Source organism: Peteryoungia aggregata LMG 23059 (genome assembly GCF_030814435.1).
GTDB classification, from domain to species: domain Bacteria; phylum Pseudomonadota; class Alphaproteobacteria; order Rhizobiales; family Rhizobiaceae; genus Allorhizobium; species Allorhizobium aggregatum.
The window spans coordinates 48,391-72,891 of sequence record NZ_JAUSUW010000003.1; the positions used below are offsets into that span (position 1 = coordinate 48,391).

Below are 24,501 nucleotides of genomic sequence, written 5' to 3' on the forward strand. Positions count from 1 at the left end.
TCCTCAGGCCCGTGCCTTCTTCGCCACCGGGGCAGCGCGCGGTGGCTGTGCGATGATGCCGGACGGCATGTTGTCGCGCAATTCATCCGGCTGGTCGACCATGACCGATTTCAGACGATTGGCAACATTGGCCTGACGATTCTCATTGGTGATTTTCTGACCGACGAGATCGGTGACATAGAAGGTGTCGATGACCTTTTCACCGAAAGTGGTGATGCGGGCCGAATGGATGTCGAGCGAGAGATCCGACAGAACCGCCGTGATCTCTGCCAGAAGACCGATACGGTCGAGGCATTCGATCTCGATGACGGTGAACTTGTTCGACAGGGCATTCGACAGACGGACATCCGGCTGGACCGGGAAGGTCTTGTTCTTCTTCTTGCCCTTAGAGCGGGTGGCGATGACTTCGGGCAGGCGCTTGCGGCCTGACAGGACGTCCTCGATCATCTTGGAGATGGTGGCCCCCCGGCGCATCTCGTCCTCGTCAATCGGGAATTCGCGGTTGATCAGGATCGTATCGAGCGCCCGGCCGTCTGATGTCGTGAAGATCTGCGCGTCAGCGATGTTGGCGCCGGCAGCGGCACAGGCACCGGCGATGATCGAGAGCAGGCGCGGATGGTCGGGCGAGAGCACGGTGATCTCGGTGATCGCATGGAACTGGTGGGTACGCACCATGGTGGCGAGCGCCTGATCGGCCTTGTCAGCCTGGCGGATGAAATGCGCGTGGCGGATCTGGTCTTCGAGGTCGACGGAAAGCAGGTAGGGCTCGTAGTGGAGCTTGGTATAGGTGCGCTGGTCCTTCTGGCTCCAGCCTTCGAGCGCCTTGGTGAGCTGTTCGGCGGCGTGCTTTGCGCGGTCCTTGCGGGAGACCTGGGAGAAGCCACCCGAGAGCAGGAGTTCGGTCTCGTAATAAAGCGTGCGGAGAAGCTGGCCCTTCCAGCCGTTCCAGACACCGGGGCCAACGGCGCGGATATCACAGATCGTCAGGATCAGCAGCATCTTCAGGCGGTCGAGGGACTGTACCTTTTCGGCAAAGTCGGTGATCGTCTTGCGGTCGTGCAGGTCACGCGTCTGGGCGACCATGGACATCAGGAGATGCTGGTCAATCAGCCAGGCAACCATTTCGGTCTGCTTCGGCGAGAGGCCGAGACGCGGGCAGAGCTTGCGTGCCACCTTGGCGCCGGCGACGGAGTGATCCTCCTGGCGGCCCTTGGCGATATCGTGCAGGAGGATTGCGACATAGAGGGTCTGCCGATCCTCAATTTCCGGCATCAGCTTGTTGGCGAGCGGATGCGCCTCCTCGGCCTTGCCCTTGTCGATTTCCGACAGGACCTCCACCGTGCGCAGCAGGTGCTCGTCAACGGTGTAGTGATGATACATGTTGAACTGCATCATCGAGACGATCTTGCCGAATTCGGGAATGAAACGACCGAGGACGCCGGCTTCGTTCATGCGACGCAAGATGAAGCCCGGATCCTTGCGCGAGGTGAGGATCGACAGGAAGAGGCGGTTTGCCTCCTCGCTCTCGCGGAAATCATTGTCGATCAGCGACAGCGAACGGGTAACGGCTTTCAATGCGTCGGGGTGGAATTCCAGGCCATTCAGATCCGCCACATGGAAGAGGCGCATGATCGACATCGGATCCTTCTTGAAGACGCCGGGATCGGCAAGCGCGATGCGACCACGGTCATCAATGAATTCGCTGGCGCCGGCAATCTTGCGCGGGCGGTTGGCGAAACGGCCGATCATGCCGCCGATGCCCGGGGCGGCCTTGGCCTGCTGGTCTTCAAGGGCCGCCGAGAAGATGCGGGTCAGATCGCCGACGTCCTTGGCGACAAGGAAATAGTGCTTCATGAAGCGTTCGACAGCGGAGAGACCCGGGCGGGCTTGGTAACCCAGGCTTTTGGCGATCTCCGGCTGGATGTCGAAATAAAGCCGTTCTTCCGGCTTGCCGGTCAGGTAATGCATGTGGCAGCGGACGGCCCAGAGGAAATCGTCGGCCTTTTGGAACAGGCGCCATTCCTGGCGGGAAAGCACGCCGAGGCGCACAAGCTCGCCGGTGTCGCGGATATGGTAGTTATACTTGGCGATCCAGAACAGGGTCTGCAGATCGCGCAGGCCGCCCTTGCCTTCCTTGACATTCGGCTCGACCAGATAGCGGCTGTCGCCGGCCTTGCGGTGGCGCTCGTCGCGCTCTGCAAGTTTCGCTGCAATGAATTCGGGGGCGGTGTTGGTGGTCACCTCGTGGTCAAAGCGGTGCTGCAGGTCGGTGACCAGCGTTTCGGCACCACAGAGGAACCGCGTTTCGAGGATCGCGGTGCGGATCGTCATGTCGGATTTCGACAGGTTGATGCATTCCTCGACGGTGCGGGTGGCATGGCCGACCTTGAAGCCGATGTCCCAGAGCAGATAAAGGACGAATTCAACCGCCTTGTGCATGGTGGGCGCGGCCTTGGGCGGCAGGAGGAAGAGCAGGTCGATATCCGACCCCGGCGCCAGCGTGCCACGGCCATACCCGCCGACAGCTGCGACGCAAAGACCCTCGGTCCCCTTGGGATAGACATGGATGCGGGCGATATCGAAGATCACCGAAATCAGCCGGTCCTGAATCCAGGAAATGCGGTTGGCGCAATTGAGGCCACTGCCATCTTCAAAGAGCTTCAGCCGCGCCTGCTCGCGGGCGTCGGCGCTGGCCTTCTTGAGGACGGGCAGAAGCCTGGAGCGGATTTCCAGGAGATTGCCGGTCTGGGCCCGGGCAATCGTCTCGCAGGCCGCCTTCAGGGCTTCGACGTCAAGGAGATGGTCAAAGGCAAGTTCAGCGTGGGCCATGGGCGCAGCATGCTCTCTCAGTCGTCGGGAATCAGCCCGGTTTTGGTGGCGCTATAGCGCTTTTCGGGCGCGTTTGACAGGCACTCTACCGGTCAAGACTTGCCAAGTTGTTTCTTGAGATCATAGAGCGCATCCAGCGCCTGGCGAGGCGTGAGGTCGTCAAGATCGAGTGAGCGCAAGGCCTCCTCGACCTTCGACGCGCCGGATTTCTGTATCTCCTCACGGCGCACGGCGACCTGGAAAAGCGGCAGATCGTCGATCAACTGGGCGGCGGGGTTCTTGCGGTCGCTGTCTTCGAGGCGGGTCAAAACCTCCCTGGCACGCGACACCACGGCTGCCGGCAGGCCGGCGAGACGGGCGACCTGGATGCCGTAGGAGCGATCGGCGGAACCGGGGCCGACCTCATGCAGGAAGATGACGTCGCCGTCCCATTCCTTGACGCGCATCGTGACGTTCGACATGCGGGCGAGCTTTTCCGACAGCGCCGTCAGTTCGTGGAAATGGGTGGCGAAGAGCGAGCGGCAGCGGTTGGCCTCATGCAGATGCTCGACGGCAGCCCAGGCGATCGAGAGACCGTCGAAGGTTGCGGTGCCACGGCCGATTTCATCCAAGATGACCAGCGAGCGATCGGTCGCCTGGTTGAGGATGGCCGCCGTTTCGACCATCTCGACCATAAAGGTGGAGCGGCCGCGCGCCAGGTCATCCGAGGCGCCGACGCGGGAGAAGAGGCGATCGACGATGCCGATATGAGCGGCACCCGCCGGCACGAAGGAACCCATCTGGGCGAGGATGGCGATCAGCGCGTTCTGGCGAAGGAAGGTCGATTTACCGCCCATGTTGGGGCCGGTCAGCAGCCAGATGGCGCCGGGGCCCTTGGTGTCGTTGGGCGAGAGATCACAGTCATTGGCGATAAAGGGGCTGGCGGCCTGACGGCGCAGCGCCTGTTCGACGACCGGATGGCGGCCGGCGGTGATAGTGAACATCCTGGAGTCATCAACCAGAGGCCGGCAATAGCCCTGCTCTTCGGCCAAGGCTGCGAGGCCTGATGCGACGTCGATCACCGCGAGTGCGCGGGCAGCGGCCTTGATCGGTTCTGCGGCTGCGACGACCTCAGCCACCATACGATCGAAGGCAGCGAGTTCCAGCGACAGCGCCTGGCCGGCGGCGTTTGCAATCCGGCTTTCGAGATCGGCAAGTTCAGTCGTGGTGAAGCGCATGGCGTTTGCCATGGTCTGGCGATGGATGAAGCGGGCCTTGGCCTCGTCACCCTCGATCATCGGGCCGGCATTGCCTGCGGTGACCTCGATGAAATAGCCGAGCACATTGTTGTGCTTGATCTTCAGCGACTTGATGCCGGTTTCCTCGGCATATTGCAGCTGCAGGCCAGCGATGACGCGGCGGGACTGGTCACGCAATGCGCGCAACTCGTCGAGTTCGGAGATCGCACCATCACGCAGGAAGCCGCCGTCGCGCTTGAGAAGCGGCAGTTCGTCGGCGAGCATGGTGGCCAGGCTGGAGCCAAGATCTGCGGGCAAGGCTGCGAGGTCTGCGAGCGCATCTGACAGTTCTGCCGGCAGGTTGGATGGATCAAGCAGGCGGCCAACCTCGGCGGAGGCGGCAAGACCGGCGACGATGGCACCGAGGTCACGCGGGCCGCCGCGATCGAGCGCAAGCCGGGAGAGCGCACGCGGCATGTCGGGCACGCGTTTCAGGGCGTCGCGCAAGCGGTCGACGAGCAGGCCATCGGCGAGAAGATGGGCAATCGAGTCCTGGCGGTCAGAGATCGCTTCCGGGTCTGTCAGCGGCGACATCAGGCGCTCAGCCAGCAGGCGGGCGCCGCCACCGGTGACGGTGCGGTCGATGGCCTTCAGGAGCGAACCGTTGCGTTCGCCCGACAGCGTCTTCACCAGCTCCAGATTGGCGCGGGTGGCGGGATCGATGAAGAGGGTCGAGGCGGCGTTCTGGCGCTCGGGCAGGCCGAGCGGCGGGCGCTCGGAGATCTGGGTCTTTTCGACATAGGCGACGGCAGCAGCGGCGGCGGCAATCTCGGCGCGGGAAAAGGCGCCGAAGCCATCGAGCGTTCCGACGCCGAAGTAACGGGCGATGCGACCTTCGGCGCTGGCGCTGTCGAAAAGCACGCCCGGCTGGGGCACAACGACACGGCCGAGCACGTCGAAGGCGGGCTTCAGGTCTTCGTCATGGAAGAGCGTATCCGGCACGATCAGTTCGCGCGGCTCGATGCGCAGGATGTCGGCGAGCAGGCGGGTCTCGGTGGTTTCCGCAAGACGGAAGATACCCGTTGAGATATCGATCCAGGCGAGCGCCAGTTGCGGGGCGGAGCCGCCACGGATGCGGGCGAGCGCCATCAGATAGTTCGATTCGAAGGGCGAGAGGAGCTTGTCCTCGGTGATCGTTCCGGGCGTGACGAGGCGCACGACGTCGCGCTTCACCACCGATTTCGAGCCGCGTTTCTTGGCCTCTGCCGGATCTTCGATCTGTTCGCAGACGGCGACGCGAAAGCCGAGCGAGATCAGCTTCTGCAGATAATCATCTGCCGCATGCACCGGCACACCGCACATCGGAATGTCCTGGCCGAGATGCTGGCCACGCCTCGTCAGCGTGATGCCGAGCGCACGCGACGCATCGACGGCATCCTCGAAGAAGAGCTCGTAGAAATCGCCCATCCGATAGAAGAGCAGGCTGCCCGGATTGGCCGCCTTGATCTCGATGAATTGCTCCATCATCGGAGTGGCCGTCGCGCGGCTTTCCTCTGAGGTCAGCTCGGCGACGTTCAGGACCTCGTTCTGGGTGGCTTGATTTAGCGTCACGGGCTCAATGTTTTCTTGAAAAAGAAGTTGTGCAACACTAACGACTTAAGTTGAGGAAAAACAACCAGGATGGGCCGGTGAAGGCCCGCTGCCCACAACTAGGTGAGGGGAAGCATGGCAAGCGAGAACAAGACCGGCCGGACGAAAGTCTCGGTGACGGAGCAGGAAGCTCTGGACTTTCACTCCCAGGGGCGCCCCGGCAAGCTGGAGATTACCCCGACCAAGCCGATGGCGACGCAACGCGACCTGTCGCTTGCCTATTCGCCCGGCGTCGCCGTTCCGGTGAAGGCCATCGCCGCTGATCCGGCAACCGCCTACGATTACACGACGCGTGGCAACATGGTGGCCGTCATCTCCAACGGCACGGCGATCCTGGGTCTCGGCAATCTCGGGGCTCTCGCCTCCAAGCCGGTCATGGAAGGCAAGTCCGTCCTCTTCAAACGCTTTGCTGACGTGGATTCGATCGATCTCGAAGTCGACACGGAGAATGTCGACGAGTTCATCAACTGCGTGCGTTATCTCGGCCCGTCCTTCGGCGGGATCAATCTCGAAGACATCAAGGCGCCCGACTGCTTCATCATCGAAAGTCGGCTGCGCGAGCTGATGGACATCCCTGTTTTCCACGACGACCAGCACGGGACTGCGATCATCGCGGCGGCGGGGTTGATCAATGCGCTGGAACTGACCGGCCGCGACTTCAAGACGACAAAGCTGGTGTGCAACGGCGCAGGCGCTGCGGCCATCGCCTGCATCGAGCTGATCAAGGCCATGGGCTTCAATGGCGAGAACATCATTCTCTGCGACACCAAGGGCGTGATCTTCCAGGGGCGCACCGAGGGCATGAACCAGTGGAAGAGCGCGCATGCGGTGAAGACCGACCGGCGGACGCTGCGCGAAGCCATGGTGGGGGCCGACGTGGTTTTCGGCCTTTCCCAGAAGGGTGCCTTCGCCGCCGACATGATCGCCTCGATGGCTGACAATCCGATCATCTTTGCCATGGCCAATCCGGACCCGGAAATCACGCCGGAAGAGGTCGCCGAGATCCGCTCGGATGCGATCATGGCGACCGGGCGCTCGGACTATCCGAACCAGGTCAACAATGTTCTCGGCTTTCCCTACATCTTCCGGGGTGCGCTCGATGTGCGCGCCAGCCAGATCAACGACGCGATGAAGATTGCCGCAGTCAGGGCGCTCGCCGATCTCGCGCGCGAGGATGTGCCTGATGATGTGGCGGCGGCCTATCAGGGCGAGCGGCCGCGCTTCGGACCGCAATACATCATCCCCGTGCCCTTCGACCCGCGCCTCATTTCGGCAATCCCGGTTGCCGTCGCCAAGGCCGCCATGGAAACGGGCGTAGCGCGCAAGGAGATCGAGGATCTCGGCGCCTATGCGCATGAGCTTTCCGCCCGCCGCGACCCGATTGCCGCCGCGACGCAGCGGATCTACGAGCATGTACGCAGCCACCCCAAGCGCGTCGTCTTTGCCGAAGGCGAAGAGGAGCAGGTGATGCGCGCGGCGATCACCTTCGTGAACCAGGGGCTTGGCACGGCCATCCTGCTTGGCCGCGACGAGCCACTGAAGGCGACCGCCGAGCGGGCCGGGATCGATCTCGACCGTCCCGGCATCGAGGTGGTCAATGCGCGCCTCTCGACCCGCGTCGATGCCTATACCGAATATCTCTATGCTCGGCTGCAGCGGAAGGGCTACCTGCATCGCGATGCGCAGCGACTGATCAACACCGACCGCAACCATTTTGCCGCCTGCATGGTGGCGCTGGGCGATGCGGATGCCATGGTAACGGGCACGACACGCAACTATTCGACGGCACTCGAAGATGTGCGCCGCTGCATCGACACCGCCCCCGGTCACCGGGTGATCGGGGTCTCGCTGGCGCTGGCGCGGGGACGCACGATCGTGGTGGCGGATACGGCCGTGCATGACATGCCGACGGCAGACGAACTGGCCGACATTGCAGAAGAAGCAGCCGGCGTGGCCCTCAGCCTGGGGCTCGAACCACGCGTGGCGCTACTCGCCTACTCCACCTTCGGCCATCCGACGGGTGAACGCTCGGAGCGCGTGCGTGAAGCGGTCAAGATCCTCGACCGGCGCGGCGTCTACTTCGAATATGACGGTGAGATGGGGGCGGACATTGCGCTCAACCATCACCGAATGGAGCAGTATCCGTTCTGCCGTCTATCGGGCACGGCAAACGTGCTGGTCATGCCGGCGATCCATTCGGCGGCGATCTCGACCAAGATGCTGCAGGAACTGGGTGGCTTGACCGTGATGGGGCCGCTGCTCATCGGGCTCGAAAAGTCGGTGCAGATCGCCCAGATGGGCGCCAAGGACAGCGACATCGTCAACATGGCGGCGATCGCGGCCTATAACGCGGCGGGTTAAGCGAAGACCGGAGCGGCTTTTGCGAGCCGCTCCATGTCTTCTTCGATTTCGCGCTTCAGCCAGCGCTTGAACTTTTCCACCTTGTCGGAGCGACGTGCATTCTCTGCGGTCACGAAGTAGTGGCCGAAGCCGGTCTTTACCGCCGGGCCGAAGGGCGCGACGAGCTGACCGTGCTGCAATTGGTGAGAGGCGATCGTCTGCCAGGCGAGCATCACCCCCTGCCCCGCAATGGCCGCATCGAGACACAGCGACGCCTCGCTGAAGGTGTGGCGCGCCCTGATCTCGGCGCCGGCGAGCCCCACAGCTGAGAGCCAGACATCCCAGGTGAACATGGCCCTGCCATCGATGACCTTCGGCAAGTCGAGAATGTCCGAGGGCTTTGCAAGAGTGGCGGCCATGGCCGGCGTGCAGAGCGGCGCAATACGTTGCTCCAGGATGAGTTCGGCCTTGAAACCCGGCCAATGGCCGCGCCCGACACGGATCCTCAGATCCAAGTCGGTCTGGATGGCATCTGTCAGCCGGTCGTTGGCATCGATCCGCAGACCGATTTCGGGGAAGCGCTCCGAAAAGGCGGCGATACGGTGGACGAGCCAGCGGGCAGCAAAGACCGGCGCCACGGAGATGGTCAGCAGGCTGTCGTCGCTGCGTCTGGCAAGGGCCAGGGCGCCCGAAAGGTGGCGGAAGCCATCCGAGAGACGCGCCAGCACATCGGTCGCCGTCTCGACCGGGACCATACCCCTGCTGGTGCGCTCGAAAAGCGGGCGGCCGAGCTGCTGCTCGGTCTTGATCACCTGCTGGCTGACGGCGCCGATGGAGACGCCAAGCTCTTCCGCCGCCGCCTGAAGTGAGCCAAGGCGGGCGACGGCTTCGACGGCGCGCAGGCCGTTCAGATGCACCTGATTGAGATTCTTCATATAGGAAAGCTATACTCAGCAGGGGCAAAACTCAATTGAATTTCGCAGGCTATAGGCCGATGGTGAAGCCTCTTTCGAAGGTTCACACCTTCCTTTCATCACACCGAGGCGAAGCCATGTTCAAGTTTCTCTGGAGACGACGCGAACCCGTTACACCGCTGGTGCGGGACTGGCGGCATGATCCTATGGGGCATCCAGCCTTGCGGGAGATGAACCTGCGGGAACTTGCGGACCTGCCCATGGTGGCAGAAGTGCCGATGCGGGTGGCAAGGGTGGAGGCCACGGAGGGTTGCCAGCGCCGTGTCAGCCGGGTGCAATCAGGCGGATGCGCTGTTTCGCGATGATCGGCAAGCACTGACGACTTTGTGGTTCGGCTTCGCCGCCCCCCTCATCTCCCTGCCGGGATCTTCTCCCCGCCGGGGAGAAGAGGCGGTTGTCAGCTGGCGCTGGCGAAGCGACCGGCGTCCGCGCCGTAGTAATTCACGTAACGGCCGGAGATGCTGGAGATCGGCAGGATGATCAGGACATCGGTGGTGTTGAAGGCCTGGTCGACGACCGCGCCATTGCCGACCATGGCACCGAGACGCAGGTAACCCTTGATCAGCGGCGGCATGGCGAAGAGCGCGCGGCGGGCATTCACGGCTTCCGAGGGCATCAGGTCCATCTCGCGGTAGAGATGCGGCAGCGCGTCGACGGCCCATTCATCTTTGGCGACGGCGTTCTGATGGAGGAATGACAAAGCCAGCGCATGCTCTTCCGGCTGCACGCCGGGGAAGGAGCCGCAGCCGAACATGGCATCGATACGGTGATGCAGGGCATAGGCCCAGCAGCCCTGCCAGAGCAGCTCGACCGTGCGCTTGGTCCGGTATTGCGGCAGAACGCAGGAGCGGCCGAGCTCCATGAAACGTTTGTCCGGATGGCGGGCGACGAGTGCGTCGACGCCGAATTCAGAGCCGGAATAAAAGCCGCCATGGGCCATGGCGACATCGGGGCGCAGGATGCGATAGGTGCCAACGATCTGGTCTTCGGCGTCGCCGTCGATCGAGCGGTCCAGTACCAGGAGATGGTCGCAGAGGCTATCCCAGCTGTCGACCTCGCGCCCACGACGGGCATCTTCGGCGGAAACCTGGGCCTTCATCTCCTCTACGAAGACGCGGTAACGCACGGCCTGAGCGGCGTCTATCTCGCGATCGGTGCGCGCGATGCGAGTTTCGAGACTGCCGATACGGCCCAGGAGATCACGTGACGTGCGGAGCCCCAGCGGCAAGACGGCCGGGCTTTCCAGGAGAAGGTCTCGTTCAATCAGTTCCACGCTCATCGGATCTATCCAGCGTTGAAGTCACGGGCCTTTAAACACGAGACTGCTACAGGAAAGTGACAAAACTTCGGAGGCTTCCGCCTCCGTCAAGCCTCCGGCGGCTTCGGCTTACGGTGCTGGATGATTTCGTCGATGACGATAAAGATCGCGCCAATGGTGATGAAGCTGTCGGCCAGATTGAAGACCGCGAAAGACCAGGTCTGCGTGTAGAAGAGGATATAATCGACCACATAGCCATAGGTGAGGCGGTCGATGATATTGCCGAGCGCGCCTGCGATGATCATCGCAAAGCCGAGATGGGCGAAATGCTGCTCGGGGCCGGTCTTCCGCCAGAGCCACAGGACAAAAGCCACGATCACGAGGCGCAGTCCGACGATAAACCAGCTGTCGAGATGCGACAGCATGGAGAAGGCGACACCGAGATTATGGGTGCGGTACAGCGCCCAGAAAGGCAAAACCGGGATCAGCTCATGCATCGGCAGATAGATTTCCACCGCATATTTGATGGCCTGATCAAGGATCAGAGCGATGGCGATGAAGGTCAGGACCGGACCGGGTCGGTTGAAGGCGGCAAGCATGGTCACTTGGCTCCGTCGAGGGCGAGCAGGTGGCGGCGGACCTCGAACAGCATCACGCCGGTGGCGACTGCCAGATTGAGGCTGTCGGCCATGCCGACCTGGGGAATGCGGGCAAGCTTGTCAGCGGCCTCAGCCAATTCATCCGGAAGGCCGGATTGTTCGTTGCCCATCATCAGGATGACCGGCTTCGACTTGTAATCGATCGTGCGATAGTCGACGGCGCCGGCGAGATGCGTGGCGACGAGGCGGGCATCCACCGACTTCTTCCACTTGAGGAAATCAGCGGGCGTGGTCTTCACCAGCGGCAGGGCGAACATCGAGCCCATGGTCGCGCGCACGGTTTCCATCGAGAAGGGATCGGTGCAATCGCCGACGAGGATGACGCCCGAGGCGCCTACGGCGTCGGCCGTGCGGATGATGGTGCCGAGATTGCCGGGATCGCGGACACGGTCGAGCGCGATCCAGGTTTCCGAGCCCTTCGGCTGGATGTCCTTGAGCGGCGTCCAGCGCTGTTCGAAGACGGCGGCGACCATTTGCGGATTATCGCGCCGCGTGATCGAGGACATCACCTTTTCGCTCACTTCCAGCACCAGGCCGCCGGCGGCGACCGTGCGGGCGGCGACCTTTTCGACCAGTGGCTTGCCCTTGCCGGCCTTGGCATAGACGAGCGTGCGGATGATCCAGCCGCGATCAAGCGCATCGATGACCAGCTTCAGGCCTTCAGCAAGGAAGGTGCGGCTTTCGTCGCGGCTCTTCTTCTGGGAAAGCGCCTTGATGTCCTTGATGATGGGATTGGCGAGGCTGGTGACTTCCTTGACCTGGCCGACGCGGCGCGGGCCTTCGTTTCGATAGTCGTCGGTCATTTCGGCACCCAGCGGCTGAAGAGAGAGGTGGAGAGCGCACGCCCCGGCGTCTTGCCGTCGAGGCCGGCTTCGCGGATGACGAGTTCGCCTGACTCGACGAGGCCGCCCTTGCCGCGCATCGTCTCGCGCATCAATTCGTGGATGGAATAGAAGCTCGCGCGGATGGAATAGGCTGTGAGCACGAGGCCGACGGCCTTGGGCGCCAGCAGTTCGCGGCAGATGTCGAGCATCAGCGGCAAATGGTCGAAGAGCTGCCAGACTTCGCCGTTCGGACCACGGCCAAATTTCGGCGGGTCGGTGAGGATGATGTCGTAGCGGTGGCCGCGACGTTCCTCGCGCAGGATGAACTTCATCGCATCTTCGCAGATCCAGCGGATCGGCGCCTTGTCGAGGCGGCTCAACGACTGGTTCTCGCGCGCCCAGCCGATCGCCTTTTTGGAGGCATCGACATGGGTGACCTCGGCGCCAGCAGCTGCGGCCACGAGCGAGGCAACGCCGGTATAGCCGAAGAGGTTCAGGACTTTCAGCGGCCGATCGGCAGCCTCGATCTTCTGCTTCATCCAGCTCCAATGGGCGATCTGCTCGGGAAACACGCCGACATGGCGGAAGGCGGTGAAGCGGCCGTGGAAATCCACACCTAGAAGAGAGAGCGGCCAGGTTTCGCCGAGCGCCTCGCGCTGGAAGCGCCAGCGGCCCATGCCGTCCTCATCGGTGTCGCCTGTAAACACGGCGTCTGCTTTGTCCCAGACATGGGAAGGCAGCGCCTTCGGCCACAGCGCCTGAGCTTCCGGCCGCACAATGCGATAGGGGCCGTATTGCTCAAGCTTCAGGCCATCGCCGCTGTCGATCAGGTGGAAGTCGCCAGCGCCTGTCGATTCCAGGATCAGCGGCACGCGCTCGGTCGGGCGATCACCGGTGCGGACCGTCAGAGCTCGTGCGGGTTCAGCCGTCGTATCGGGCGATTGCGGCTGAGGCTTCGGCTTTGGTGCCTCGGCATCACGGCGCGGCGGGCGGGCCTGGCGCTCGTCCCTGCCCTTCGATGCATAAGGCTTTGCCGTTGCCGGCCGTGTCTCGCCACTGCCTTTGGCCTTCGCTCCCGGGAATGGCTTGGCGCCGGGGCGACGTTCCTTGTTCTTCACGTCAATGATCCGTGGGTCGTGTTCGTCTCGGCCAGCCCTTAGCATTGCCGGCCCGGCGCGGAAAGGAAATTTGCCGCGAGCGTCCGTCGCTCAGGTTTGCCGGGGCTTAGCGGGCACCGAGCTGGGGAAGGGTCGAGCCGGCAATCTCTTCGGCCCGCGTCTTCTGCCGGTCGGCCTCGGCCTGCCACTGCTGGGCCATGCGCGACTGGCTCCGGGCCTTCTTGCGGTGTTTGCCTTGAGTGAACCAGGTGACCGTGGCGCCGAGAAGGACGCCGAGCATGACGGCGACGATCAGGAAGACAAAGAGGGGCGCGGAAACGGACAGCGCCTGATCTGCCGGATTGAACGGGTTGAGGGCCAGATTGACCGAGGCACGGTTGGCAACGGCCAGAACGACCAGAAGCACTCCGAGCGGAAGGAACACCACGAGGCTCACGACTTTCCGGACCATCTCGACAACTCCCTGATCTCTTTCAGCCCCCTGCCGGGACCTCTCAGAGGTTCAAGTTAAGGACAGAGGCGGAATTTTCAACGCGAAATGCGCTTATTCGTCGTCTTCGTCGCCCATGCCGGGGTTCAGACGCTCGCGCAGCTCCTTGCCGGTCTTGAAGAAGGGGACCCATTTCTCCTCGACGAAAACAGTCTCGCCGGTGCGCGGGTTGCGTCCCGAGCGGGAGGGGCGATTCTTGACCGAAAAGGCGCCGAAGCCGCGCAGTTCCACACGATTGCCGGCTGCCAGCGCGTCGGTGATCTCGTCCAGGACTGCATTTACGATATTTTCGACATCCCGGTGATAGAGATGCGGATTACGGGCCGCGACGATCTGCACCAATTCCGACTTTATCACGCGGACCCCCTGAATTTTCTAATGTGACGTGAGTGCTGACAAAGGTGCCAAAGCAAAAAAGCTCAGTCAAGGAACAACTTAACCATAAATTGACGGCTTTGCGAGAGCTATGACGTGCATCACACGCGGAATCGTGATCGGTCAGGCCTCACTTCCTCCGATCAGACACTCCAGGGTGAATCTGGCATGGTTCTTGTAACAGGGCCGCCACTATCCATATTGGCAACAACCAATAGACATGCGAAACGACGATAATGGCGGACAGGCTTGTGCCCGCACGCCCCGACAACCGGGTTCCGAGGATGCTGCAATCAACACATGAGGGCCTGTCGACCGCCGGACACCGATCCGGTGCGGAGGCCTATCTGCGGGCGGTCAGCCATTCCCGGCGGGTGCGGCGGCTGCGGATCCTTCTGCCGCTCGCGGCGCTGCTGGTTACGCTTGCGTTCATCGCGGTTTCGGTGGCTCGCAGCCTGATGCCCGACGAATTGCAGATTGAGTCCGCCAAGATCGAGGACGGCAAGGTCGTCATGGAAAAGCCGGCCATCTCCGGTCGCAATTCGGATGGCGTTCGTTATTCCATGCGTGCCGAGCGGGCTTTGCAGGACATCAAGAACCCCAACATGATCACACTGGAAACAATCGCCGCCGCCGTACCCGTCAGCGACAAGGTGATCGCCCGCGTGGTGGCGACCAGCGGCATTTTCGACCGGAGTGCCAACTTCCTCAACCTCGACCAGCCGTTCACGCTGAACCTGAGCAGCGGCATTGATGCGCAGTTCGGTTCGGCGCGCCTAGACATCAGCGGCGGCACGATGAAGACCGAAGACCCGGTGGCCATCCAGACCAAAGGCGCCTCGATTGTTGCGAACTCGCTCGAGATGAAGGATAAGGGGCGAACAATGATATTTGCGGGCGCCGTCAAGTTGAACATCGAGCCGTCCGCCCTCCGCAGCAATCGGTCTATGGAAGCCGTCCAGCCATGATTTATCACCCCTCCACCAAGTCCATCCTCGCTGGCTTCCTGTTCGTTTCGGCAAGCGTGCTGGCCTCCACCGCATCGGCGCAGACGACCAGCAGCCAGATGAACGGCTTGAAGCTGTCGAACGATCAACCGATCCAGATCGAGAGCGACCAGCTGGAAATTCGCGAACAGGAGAAGAAGGCCTTCTTCTCGGGCAATGTGAAGGTCGTTCAGGGAACGACGACACTGCAGGCCGGCAGCATGGTCGTGCATTATCGCGGCGAAGGTTCGACCGTGACGCAGGGCAATGCCGATATCGAGAAGATCGACGTGGCCCAGAAGGTGTTCCTCTCGTCCGGCACGCAGCAGGCGACCGCCGACAAGGGGTATTTCGATATGGCGAAGCAGCTCTTCGTCCTTGAGGGCGAGCGCGTCGTGCTGTCCGAGGGGCAGAACGTGTTCGTTGGCTGCAAGCTGACCGTCCAGATGGCATCCGGACAGGCCAAGCTCGACAGCTGTGGAGGCCGCGTGAAGATCCAGCTCGATCCGAAGTCCCAGAAGAACTGACAGATCGGCGTGAACGTGCAGATTCCCTTCCTCTCCAGGACGAAGCAGGCCAACAAGGCCGCGACACCAGCCGGTCTGCCCGGCGACAAGTCGCGTTATGACGGTACGCTGATCGCCCATGGACTGACGAAAACCTACAATTCACGCCGGGTGGTCAACGGGGCATCGCTCGTGGTGCGTCGGGGCGAAGCTGTCGGACTGCTCGGCCCCAACGGCGCCGGCAAAACGACATGCTTCTACATGATCACAGGCCTCGTTCCGGTCGATGCCGGCACGATCTCAATCAATGGCAACGACGTCACGTCGATGCCGATGTATCGGAGGGCTCGCCTCGGCGTGGGCTACCTGCCACAGGAAGCCTCGATCTTTCGCGGCCTGACTGTTGAAGAGAACATCCGCGCCGTGCTTGAAGTGCATGTCTCCGACAGGCGCCAGCGGGAAGCCAAGCTCGACGAACTGCTGGCCGAGTTTCACATCGAGAAACTCCGTAAGTCTCCAGCCGTTGCCTTGTCCGGCGGCGAACGACGCCGCCTCGAAATCGCCCGCGCGCTGGCGACCGACCCCACCTTCATGCTGCTCGACGAACCCTTCGCGGGCGTAGACCCGATCTCGGTCTCCGACATCCAGAACCTCGTGCGCCACTTGACGGCGCGTGGCATCGGCGTTCTCATCACCGATCACAATGTGCGCGAAACGCTTGGTCTCATCGACCGGGCCTACATTATCCATGCCGGCGAAGTGCTGACCCATGGCCGCGCCAACGACATCGTCAACAATGCCGATGTCCGCCGCCTCTATCTGGGCGACAAGTTCAGCCTCTGAGCGGCGACGAAGAAAACGCCGCCCCGCCCTCTCCCGTGGCTTGACCAAAGTAAAATAAAAAGCAATTTTTGGGCCAAGTGGATTTTCTCGCCATCAACGGCGAGAATGAGGGGAATGTAGGGGAGTCGAGCGTCCGTCATGGCCTTATCCGCCAACCTATTCCTGCGGCAAAGCCAGTCTCTGGTGATGACACCCCAGCTGATGCAGTCGATTCAGCTGCTGCAGATGACCCATCTCGAACTGATGCAGTTCATCGCACAGGAAGTCGAGCGGAATCCCCTGCTTGAAATGGCGGCAGATGATGGCGATTTGAGCGGCGGGCTCGGCGAAGAGTCCAGTTCGTCGGGCGACAGCGGGCAACCGGACTCCAACAATGGAGCGGAAGAACTCACAAACACGCCCTCGCTTGAGAGCGACTGGTACGAGAAGGACGGCAGCGAGCGACTGAACGACCGGCTCGACACCAATTTCGACAGCGCCTTCGCCGATGAGGGCTCCGCCCAGCGCCCTGACGCGCCGGAACTGCTAGGCCAGTGGAAGTCGATGCCGGGGCATGGCGGCGAAGGCAGCGAAGGCTTCGATCTCGACGATTTCGTTGCCGGACAGATCAGCCTGCGCGACCACCTGAACCAGCAGATTCCCTTCGCACTGACCTCGGCCTCCGATCAGCTTCTGGCCTCCGTACTGGTGGATCATCTGGATGAGGCGGGCTATCTGCGCGCTGATCTCGATGACATCGCCGCTCGTCTGGGCCTTGCGCCCGCACATATCGAGGGCGTCATTCAAACACTGCAAACGCTGGAACCGGCCGGAGTCTTTGCCCGGACCCTCAGCGAATGCCTGGCGATCCAGCTGCGCCAGCGCGATCGTTGCGACCCGGCGATGGCCGTGCTCGTCGACAATCTCGAACTCCTGGCAAAACGGGACTTCGCGACACTCAAGAAGATCTGCGGTGTCGACGAGGAAGACCTGCTCGACATGCTGTCGGAGATCCGCAAGCTCAACCCAAAGCCAGGCAGCACGTTCGAACACGAGGCAAGCGAATCCGTCACGCCCGATATCGTCGTCAGACCAGACGGGATCGGCGGCTGGCGGGTCGAACTCAACCCGGATGCCCTCCCGCGGGTCCTGGTGAACCACAGCTACATGGTCGCTGTCGGACGGCCAGGCGCCGCGAAGGATGCACCCGACCAGGCCTTCATGTCGGAATGCCTGCAGAACGCCAACTGGCTGACCCGCAGCCTCGACCAGCGGGCGAAGACGATTACCAAGGTGGCCGCAGAAATCGTGCGCCAGCAGTCCGCCTTCCTGGATCACGGCGTGGACCATCTGCGCCCGCTCAACCTCAAGACGGTGGCTGATGCGATCAAGATGCACGAATCGACCGTCAGCCGCGTCACCACGAACAAGTACATGATGACGCCGCGGGGACTCTTCGAGCTCAAGTACTTCTTCAGCGTTTCCATCGCATCGGCGGAAGGCGGAGACAGCCACTCGGCCGAAGCCGTGCGCCACAGGATCCGCGTACTGATCGAGAAGGAGAGTCCGGAGGCCGTGCTTTCCGATGACGATATCGTCGACCAGCTCAAGAGTGGCGGTGTCGACCTTGCCCGCCGCACGGTTGCCAAGTACCGGGAGGCGATGAACATCCCCTCCTCTGTTCAGAGGCGCAGGGAGAAGCGCGCCATGGCCAAGGTCACGGCCCTCTGACCGGCGCCTTTTTGCCGCAAAGATTAACGGGAGATTGACTCTTTCACTGAGGGCGGCTAGAAGCGCGCCGCAATCGACAGCGCACACTGTTGACCGAGGGCCGGATCCCTCGACTACGCCCGACAAATGAAGGCACAGACTGACCGAACCGCTCGAAAGGCTTGGACGCGGACGTCGCTTGGCGTAAAATGGATACGCAACCAATCATAAGAAGGGAAACTCCATGAGTGTGCGTGTATCCGGCAAGCAGATGGAAATCGGTGAAACGTTCCGGAAACGGATCGAGGATCGAATCCAGGATGCGGTTACCAAATACTTCGACGGAGGGTATTCCGGGCAGGTGGTCGTCGCGAAATCCCAGTCGCGATATTCCGCTGATTGCCTGGTGCATCTGGATACCGGGGCCAACCTGCATGCCGCAGGGGAAGCGAATGATCCGCAGGTGGCTTTCGACACCGCCTTCGAGCGCGTCGAAAAGCGTCTGCGTCGCTACAAGCGCAAGCTGAAGGATCATCACGCCGGTGAAGCTGCGAACCCCTCGATCGAGGTCGCCTACACGGTCATGGATTCTCTGGCAGAAGAAAATGACGAAGTGCCGGACGACTACGCTCCGACGATCGTGGCTGAAAGCACCAAGCAGCTTCGAACCATGTCCGTAGCATCTGCCGTCATGGCGCTCGACATGACCGACGAACCCGTTCTCCTGTTCAGAAGCCCGGGAAAAGAACAATTGAATATCGTTTATCGTCGGAATGACGGTAATATCGGGTGGATCGATTCCGCCAACATCAAAGGCTGAAGATCGGCTTGGGCGACTGCGCACTGCAGTCGCCCGTTCCTCGATCCGAGGCATGAAGGACATTGATATGGCATTGGCAGATTTGCTGCAGCAGGATGCTGTCGTACCGGCCCTCCGGGTGAACTCCAAGAAGCAGCTGCTTCAGGAACTTGCGGCCAAAGCCTCCAAGCTCACCGACATTCCGGAACGGGAAATCTTCGACGTGATCCTGCAGCGCGAGCGTCTTGGCTCGACCGGCGTGGGTAACGGCATAGCCATCCCGCATGGCAAGCTCAACAAAATCAGCAAGATCACCGGCATATTTGCCCGCCTGGAAACGCCCGTGGACTTCGAGGCCCTGGACGACCAGCCGGTCGATCTCGTCTTCCTGCTGCTGGCGCCAGAAGGTGCAGGCGCTGACCATCTGAAAGCTCTGTCGCGGATTGCACGCGTGCTGCGCGACCACGATCTCGTGGCCAAGCTGCGCGCGACCGAATCGGCGTCGGCGATCTACACCTTCCTCAACGAGGAACAGGCTTCGAACGCCGCCTGACGGCTACAGCCTGAAAGAAGCCAACAAAAAAGCGCCCGACGGGCGCTTTTTTCATTCACGACGGTTCACGGCAAATCACGCCTTGGCGGCATCCTCGGTTGCAGCCTCTGTCTTCGGGCCACCCTTGGCGACGCCGACCATGGCCGGACGAAGGACGCGTTCACCGATGGCATAGCCCGCCTGGACGACCTGAACGACCGTGTTGTTCGGGACGTTCGGGTTTGGCACCTCAAACATGGCCTGATGGAAGTTCGGATCGAACTTCTGGCCTTCTGCCTCGATCTTGCGCACACCATGGCGTTCCAGCGTTGCCAGCATGCCGCGTTCGGTCATTTCCACGCCCTCGATCAATGCCGTCATCGTGGCATCGGCAGAGGCGCGGGCGTCTTCCGGCAAGGTTTCGATGGCGCGGCGCAGATTGTCGGAAACCGACAGCATGTCGCGGGCGAAGCCGGTCACGGCATAGGACTTGGCATCCTTGACTTCACGATCCGTGCGCCGGCGCAGATTGTCCATCTCGGCGGCGAGACGCAGGAAGCGATCGCGCAGATCGGCATTCTCGGCCTTCAAGGCTTCGACGGGGTCGACCTGTCGTTCCGACGTGCCCTCTCCTTCGCCTGCAGCCTGCTGTTCAGCCGCTTCGGTTGCGTGCGCCTCATGGGCGGCCGCGTCAGGTCCGTTCTTGTTGGTTTCTTCGGTCATGACGTTCTCCGAATGGTTTTAGGTGTTCGAACTCTCGGTGTCGAATTCGTGCCCGATATCAGGGTTTGGTGTGAAAAAATCAAGGGTTGGCGGCAAATCCGCCTAACGACTGCCGCGCGAGAGCCTGGCCATCAGCTGCGCCGTGTAGTCGACCATGGGCACGATGCGCGAATAGTTGAGCCGCGTGGGGCCGATGACGCCCACCGCGCCGACGATCCGGTCTTCGCCGTCTCGATAAGGAGCAACGATCAGGGACGAGCCTGAGAGCGAGAAAAGCTTGTTTTCCGAGCCGATGAAGATCCGTACCCCTGGCCCGCTTTCGGCGAGGTCGAGGATCTCGATCAGGCTTTCCTTGCGCTCCAGGTCATCGAAAAGCAGACGAAGACGATCGATGTCATCGGAACCCGCCAGGCCTTCGAGAAGATTGGCGCGGCCGCGAACGATCAGGCGGGCCGGCTGCTTTTCCGCGACTTCGCCCGACCAGACCGCGAGCCCGCGCTCGACGAGATCCTGCGACAGTGTATCGAGTTCGCTCGCGACCTGTGTCTTGAGCTTCTCGATCTGGCTCCGCAATTCCCGCATCGTCTGGCCGGCGAGATTGGCGTTCAGGAAATTCGCCGCTTCCGTCAGCTGGGAGGCGGTGACACCGGCCGGCAGATCAATGATGCGGTTTTCGATCTGGTTGTGTTCGCCAACCAGAACGGCGAGCGCCTTGGTCGGCTCCAGCCGGATGAATTCGACATGCTTGAGGACCGGATCATTCTTGGACGAGATGACGAGACCGGCACCCCGCGACAGGCCGGAGAGCATACGGCTCGCTTCGGTCAGCATCGCCTCCATCGGCTGGTCCGCGCTTGTCGGGCGGATCTGGCGCTCGATCTCGTCGCGTTCGCCGTCCGAGAGATCGCCGATCTGCATGAAGGCATCGACGAAGAAGCGGAGCCCGGCTTGCGTCGGTAGCCGTCCGGCACTGACATGCGGGGCGTAGATAAGGCCGAGGTCTTCGAGATCGCTCATCACGTTGCGCACGGAGGCGGGCGACAGCGACATCGGGAGAAGGCGCGACAGGTTGCGCGAGCCAAGGGGATCACCGGAATCGAGATAGGTCTCGACGATCCGACGAAACACCTCCCTGGAGCGGTCGTCCAGGGACGCGGAAACGTCTGCGACGGTTGTCTTCAGTGATGCCATTGGCGCAGCGGACAGGATCTCAGATGTTTCATGCTGGAAATATAGTCACTGTGCGATGGATGACCAAGCGGTAATTCCAGGTCTTGGTGCCTCTCGACGCTGCAGCATGGTTTTTCTTTGCAAATGGCGGCCTGCCTCCTTAGAAGGCAACAGACAACCCAGGAGATTACGATGCGGCCATCCGGCAGAAAAACCGACCAAATGCGCAAGGTTTCGTTCGAGCGCAATTTTTCCAAGCATGCGGAAGGCTCCTGCCTGGTGAAGTTCGGCGATACGCATGTGCTGTGCACCGCGAGCCTTGAAGAAAAGACGCCGCCATGGCTGCGCAATTCCGGCAAGGGCTGGGTGACGGCCGAATACGGCATGCTGCCGCGTGCCACCGGCGAGCGCATGCGCCGCGAGGCATCGTCCGGCAAGCAGAGCGGTCGCACGCAGGAAATCCAGCGGTTGATCGGTCGCTCGCTGCGCGCCATCGTCGACCTGGAAGCGCTCGGCGAGCGGCAGATCTCGATCGACTGCGACGTCATCCAGGCGGATGGCGGCACGCGGACTGCGGCGATCACGGGCGCCTTCATTGCCCTGCATGACTGCCTGAAGTGGATGGAAACCCGCAGCATGATCAAGGTCGAGAAGGTCCTGAAGGACCATATCGCGGCCGTTTCCTGCGGGATCTTCGCCAGCCAGCCGGTGATCGACCTGGATTACCTGGAGGACTCTGCGGCTGAGACCGATGCAAACTTCGTTATGACCGGTTCCGGCGGCATCGTCGAAATCCAGGGCACGGCCGAAGGCAAGCCGTTCAGCCAGGACGAGTTCCTGACGCTGCTTGGTCTGGCGCGGAACGGCATCGACGAACTGGTCGCGCTGCAGAAGCAGGCGATCGGCTGAGACGAAAGGCCGGAGAGGCATCCATGCGCACACTCGACACCCGCACCATCGTCGTTGCCAGCCACAATGCCGGCAAGATCGCCGAGATCGCCGATCTGATCGGCCCCTTCGGCTTTTCAGCCAAGTCGGCGAAGGATCTGAACTTCGTTGAGCCCGATGAAACCGGCACGACCTTCGAAGAAAATGCCGCGATCAAGGCGCTGGCTTCGGCCAAGGCGTCGGGCCTGCCTGCCCTCTCCGACGATAGCGGCCTTGTCATCGACGCGCTCGACGGCGCGCCCGGCGTCTACACGGCGAACTGGGCCGAGCGCGAGGATGGCAGCCGCGACTTCCCGATGGCCATGGAGAAGGTCGAGAAGGCCTTGCAGGAGCGCGGGGTCACTGCGGCTTCGCAGCGCACCTGCCGCTTCGTCAGCGTGCTCTGTCTGGCCTGGCCTGATGGTCATACGGAATTCTTCCGGGGCGAGGTCGAGGGCACCGTTGCCTGGCCGCCGCGTGGGTCAGCCGGTTTCGGCTACGACCCGATCTTCCAGCCGGAGGGGCATGAGCGCACCTTTGGCGAGATGACGGCAGACGAGAAGCATGGCTGGAAGCCGGGCGATGCGGCGGCCCTTTCGCATCGTGCGCGGGCCTTCAAGCTCTTCGTCGAAACCTGCCTGGAGGCCTGAGGCTTTGACCGATCGGTCCTTCACGCTACTGCCCGACACGGGAGAACCCGGCTTCGGCGTTTATGTGCATTGGCCCTTCTGCGCGGCCAAATGCCCCTACTGCGACTTCAACAGCCATGTGCGGCACCAGCCGGTGGATCAGGCGCGTTTCGTTGCGGCTTTCCTCGCCGAGCTCAAGGCCGTGCGCGCGCTGTCCGGTCCGAAGACGGTCACCAGCGTCTTCATGGGCGGCGGCACGCCCTCGCTGATGGATCCCTCGACGGTCGGGGCGATCCTCGACGGGATCGCGGCCAACTGGCATATGCCCGATGGCATCGAGATCACCATGGAGGCGAACCCTTCAAGCGTCGAGGCGACCCGCTTCCACGGCTACCGGGCGGCTGGCGTGAACCGCGTGTCGCTCGGTGTGCAGGCGCTGAACGATCCGGACCTGCGCTTCCTTGGACGCCTGCATGACGTCGCGGATGCGCTGAAAGCCATCAAGCTGGCGCGCGAGATCTTTCCGCGCATGTCCTTCGACCTGATCTACGCCCGCCCGAACCAGACGGTCGAGGCCTGGGAGCGTGAGCTGAAGGAAGCGATCTCCTATGCGGTCGATCATCTATCGCTCTACCAGTTGACGATCGAGGAGGGCACGGCCTTCTACGGCCTGCACAAGGCCGGCAAGCTGATCGTGCCTGACGATGAGCATGCGGCGACGCTTTACGAGGCGACGCAGGAGATTACCGCCCGCGAGGGGCTTCCGGCCTATGAGGTTTCCAACCACGCCCGCCCGGGTGCGGAGAGCCGGCATAACCTCACCTATTGGCGCTACGGCGATTATGCCGGCATCGGACCCGGCGCGCATGGACGGCTGACGCAGGGGCGGACGAAGATCGCAACAGTCGCTGAACGACATCCCGAGACCTGGCTTTCTGCCGTCGAGCAGAACGGGCATGGCATCATCGAGCGCGAAGAGCTCGATCACGAGGCCCAGGCCGACGAACTCCTGCTGATGGGGCTTCGGCTGCGCGAAGGGGTCGATCTCGCCCGCTGGCAGCAGCTTTCCGGTCGCGATCCCGATCCGGACAAGGAGCAGTTCCTGCTGGAACAGGGCTTCATCGAGCGGCTCGGCAATTCGCGGCTGCGCTGCACGCCGCCCGGCATGCTGATCCTCGACGCCGTCGTCGCCGATCTCGCCTGCTGAGGGAGTGAGAGACGATGCCGGTCGATCCAGCCTTTGCCCGCTTCGACATGGCCCGCCTCTATGACGCCTTCAATCATCATGGCGAAGACGGCGATTTCTACGAAAATTTCGCCCAAACTCCCTGCCGCGTGCTCGACATCGGATGTGGCACGGGATCGGTGACGCTGCGTCTGGCAAACCGCGGTCACACTGTGACCGGCGTCGATCCGGCAGACGGCATGCTGCAGGTCGCGCGGATGAAAGACTCGGAAGGCCGGGTGGACTGGGTTCGGGCCCCGGCTGCCGAGTTCTCACTGCCAGATCGCTTCGATCTTGCCATCATGACGGGTCACGTCTTCCAGGTCTTTCTCGACGATGTCGGGACGCTTGCCGCCTTGCGCAACATTCACCAGCACATGGTGCCGGGCGGCAGGCTGATCCTTGAAAGCCGCAATCCGCAAGACAAAGCCTGGCAAGACTGGACGCGGGAGAAGACACGCGAACAGCGGGTCGTGGACGGCATCGGGACGGTCGACGTCTATTACCAGATCAAGGATGTCGAGGGTGAACACGTGACCTTCGATGCGGTGTTCACGATCGAAGCCACGGGCGAGACCCTGGTCAGCGAGAGCCGACTACGTTTTGCGCCGGTAGAAACCATCCGGGGCCTGCTCTCCGCAGCGGGATTTGGCGAGGTCGAGCTTCTCGGCTGGTGGGATGGAACACCCTATTCGGAAACCAGCCCCGAAATCATCGCGATCGCCCACGCCTGAACCC

At 62.2% G+C, this 24,501-nt stretch carries 22 protein-coding genes; 11 read left to right on the forward strand and 11 right to left on the reverse strand.

The genetic code is table 11. The features are described 5' to 3' along the window. Positions 1-3: 3 nt before the first annotated feature. Entirely contained in the window at positions 4-2,829 is a 2,826-nt protein-coding gene (locus tag J2045_RS05400) for a [protein-PII] uridylyltransferase (RefSeq protein ID WP_307370221.1), read from the reverse strand. A gap of 92 nt (positions 2,830-2,921) precedes the next feature. Then, on the reverse strand, positions 2,922-5,573 hold the full coding sequence (gene mutS, locus J2045_RS05405) for a DNA mismatch repair protein MutS (RefSeq protein ID WP_307371122.1): 2,652 nt from the start codon (positions 5,571-5,573) through the stop codon (positions 2,922-2,924). A gap of 198 nt (positions 5,574-5,771) precedes the next feature. Between mutS and J2045_RS05410 the strand changes: the two genes are divergently transcribed. Continuing rightward, the gene (locus tag J2045_RS05410; protein ID WP_166602498.1) at positions 5,772-8,057 is read left to right on the forward strand and encodes an NADP-dependent malic enzyme; all 2,286 of its coding nucleotides are present in this window, start codon (positions 5,772-5,774) and stop codon (positions 8,055-8,057) included. Here the strand turns inward: J2045_RS05410 and J2045_RS05415 are convergent. From J2045_RS05415 to J2045_RS05445, 7 genes are all read right to left on the reverse strand, one after another. After that, the gene (locus J2045_RS05415) at positions 8,054-8,971 is read right to left on the reverse strand and encodes a LysR substrate-binding domain-containing protein (protein ID WP_307370225.1); all 918 of its coding nucleotides are present in this window, start codon (positions 8,969-8,971) and stop codon (positions 8,054-8,056) included. The genes J2045_RS05410 and J2045_RS05415 overlap by 4 nt on opposite strands. Before the next feature lie 436 nt (positions 8,972-9,407). Beyond that, the gene (gene olsB, locus J2045_RS05420) at positions 9,408-10,289 is read right to left on the reverse strand and encodes a l-ornithine N(alpha)-acyltransferase (protein ID WP_307370227.1); all 882 of its coding nucleotides are present in this window, start codon (positions 10,287-10,289) and stop codon (positions 9,408-9,410) included. A gap of 86 nt (positions 10,290-10,375) precedes the next feature. Next, on the reverse strand, positions 10,376-10,867 hold the full coding sequence (lspA, locus tag J2045_RS05425) for a signal peptidase II (protein WP_307370230.1): 492 nt from the start codon (positions 10,865-10,867) through the stop codon (positions 10,376-10,378). A 2-nt stretch (positions 10,868-10,869) separates the two neighbouring features. Next, complete coding sequence (locus J2045_RS05430) at positions 10,870-11,730, reverse strand: TrmH family RNA methyltransferase (RefSeq protein ID WP_307370231.1); 861 nt, start codon at positions 11,728-11,730, stop codon at positions 10,870-10,872. Then, entirely contained in the window at positions 11,727-12,869 is a 1,143-nt protein-coding gene (locus tag J2045_RS05435) for a class I SAM-dependent methyltransferase (protein WP_307370234.1), read from the reverse strand. Before J2045_RS05435 ends, J2045_RS05430 begins: the two co-directional genes overlap by 4 nt. 106 nt (positions 12,870-12,975) lie before the next feature. Next, positions 12,976-13,320, reverse strand: a complete 345-nt coding sequence (locus tag J2045_RS05440; protein ID WP_307370235.1) for a LapA family protein — start codon at positions 13,318-13,320, stop codon at positions 12,976-12,978. A 93-nt stretch (positions 13,321-13,413) separates the two neighbouring features. Continuing rightward, a complete protein-coding gene (locus J2045_RS05445; protein ID WP_054149157.1) occupies positions 13,414-13,716 on the reverse strand; it encodes an integration host factor subunit beta in 303 nt (100 codons plus the stop codon). Positions 13,717-14,018: 302 nt separating this feature from the next. Between J2045_RS05445 and J2045_RS05450 the strand changes: the two genes are divergently transcribed. From J2045_RS05450 to ptsN, 6 genes are all read left to right on the forward strand, one after another. Beyond that, positions 14,019-14,702, forward strand: coding sequence for an LPS export ABC transporter periplasmic protein LptC (locus tag J2045_RS05450; protein WP_307371125.1), 684 nt, complete (start codon positions 14,019-14,021; stop codon positions 14,700-14,702). After that, positions 14,699-15,247, forward strand: a complete 549-nt coding sequence (locus J2045_RS05455) for an LptA/OstA family protein (RefSeq protein ID WP_307370255.1) — start codon at positions 14,699-14,701, stop codon at positions 15,245-15,247. Before J2045_RS05450 ends, J2045_RS05455 begins: the two co-directional genes overlap by 4 nt. Before the next feature lie 75 nt (positions 15,248-15,322). Then, positions 15,323-16,069: an LPS export ABC transporter ATP-binding protein gene (gene lptB, locus J2045_RS05460; RefSeq protein ID WP_166602545.1), complete on the forward strand. Its 747-nt coding sequence runs from the start codon at positions 15,323-15,325 to the stop codon at positions 16,067-16,069. 138 nt (positions 16,070-16,207) lie between these two features. Continuing rightward, positions 16,208-17,779 carry an RNA polymerase factor sigma-54 gene (rpoN, locus tag J2045_RS05465; RefSeq protein ID WP_307370257.1) on the forward strand — a complete coding sequence of 524 codons (1,572 nt, stop codon included), beginning with the start codon at positions 16,208-16,210 and terminating at the stop codon, positions 17,777-17,779. 223 nt (positions 17,780-18,002) lie between these two features. Continuing rightward, complete coding sequence (gene hpf / locus J2045_RS05470; RefSeq protein WP_166602488.1) at positions 18,003-18,578, forward strand: ribosome hibernation-promoting factor, HPF/YfiA family; 576 nt, start codon at positions 18,003-18,005, stop codon at positions 18,576-18,578. Between the two features lie 67 nt (positions 18,579-18,645). Further along, positions 18,646-19,110 (forward strand): PTS IIA-like nitrogen regulatory protein PtsN, encoded by a 465-nt coding sequence (gene ptsN, locus J2045_RS05475; RefSeq protein WP_102020754.1) that lies wholly within the window; start codon positions 18,646-18,648, stop codon positions 19,108-19,110. Positions 19,111-19,185: 75 nt separating this feature from the next. Here the strand turns inward: ptsN and grpE are convergent, their stop codons facing one another. Both grpE and hrcA read right to left on the reverse strand, forming a co-directional pair. Further along, positions 19,186-19,812: a nucleotide exchange factor GrpE gene (gene grpE, locus J2045_RS05480; protein ID WP_307370261.1), complete on the reverse strand. Its 627-nt coding sequence runs from the start codon at positions 19,810-19,812 to the stop codon at positions 19,186-19,188. A gap of 102 nt (positions 19,813-19,914) precedes the next feature. Beyond that, positions 19,915-21,003, reverse strand: coding sequence for a heat-inducible transcriptional repressor HrcA (gene hrcA, locus J2045_RS05485; protein WP_307370263.1), 1,089 nt, complete (start codon positions 21,001-21,003; stop codon positions 19,915-19,917). 171 nt (positions 21,004-21,174) lie between these two features. Between hrcA and rph the strand changes: the two genes are divergently transcribed. From rph to J2045_RS05505, 4 genes are read left to right on the forward strand one after another with little or no spacing between them, the layout of a single operon-like run. Beyond that, positions 21,175-21,891, forward strand: coding sequence for a ribonuclease PH (gene rph, locus J2045_RS05490; RefSeq protein ID WP_102020751.1), 717 nt, complete (start codon positions 21,175-21,177; stop codon positions 21,889-21,891). A 23-nt stretch (positions 21,892-21,914) separates the two neighbouring features. Beyond that, positions 21,915-22,559, forward strand: coding sequence for an RdgB/HAM1 family non-canonical purine NTP pyrophosphatase (gene rdgB / locus J2045_RS05495; RefSeq protein WP_307370265.1), 645 nt, complete (start codon positions 21,915-21,917; stop codon positions 22,557-22,559). 4 nt (positions 22,560-22,563) lie between these two features. Next, the gene (gene hemW / locus J2045_RS05500) at positions 22,564-23,745 is read left to right on the forward strand and encodes a radical SAM family heme chaperone HemW (protein ID WP_307370268.1); all 1,182 of its coding nucleotides are present in this window, start codon (positions 22,564-22,566) and stop codon (positions 23,743-23,745) included. 14 nt (positions 23,746-23,759) lie between these two features. Beyond that, on the forward strand, positions 23,760-24,497 hold the full coding sequence (locus tag J2045_RS05505; RefSeq protein ID WP_307370271.1) for a class I SAM-dependent methyltransferase: 738 nt from the start codon (positions 23,760-23,762) through the stop codon (positions 24,495-24,497). Positions 24,498-24,501 lie beyond the last annotated feature (4 nt).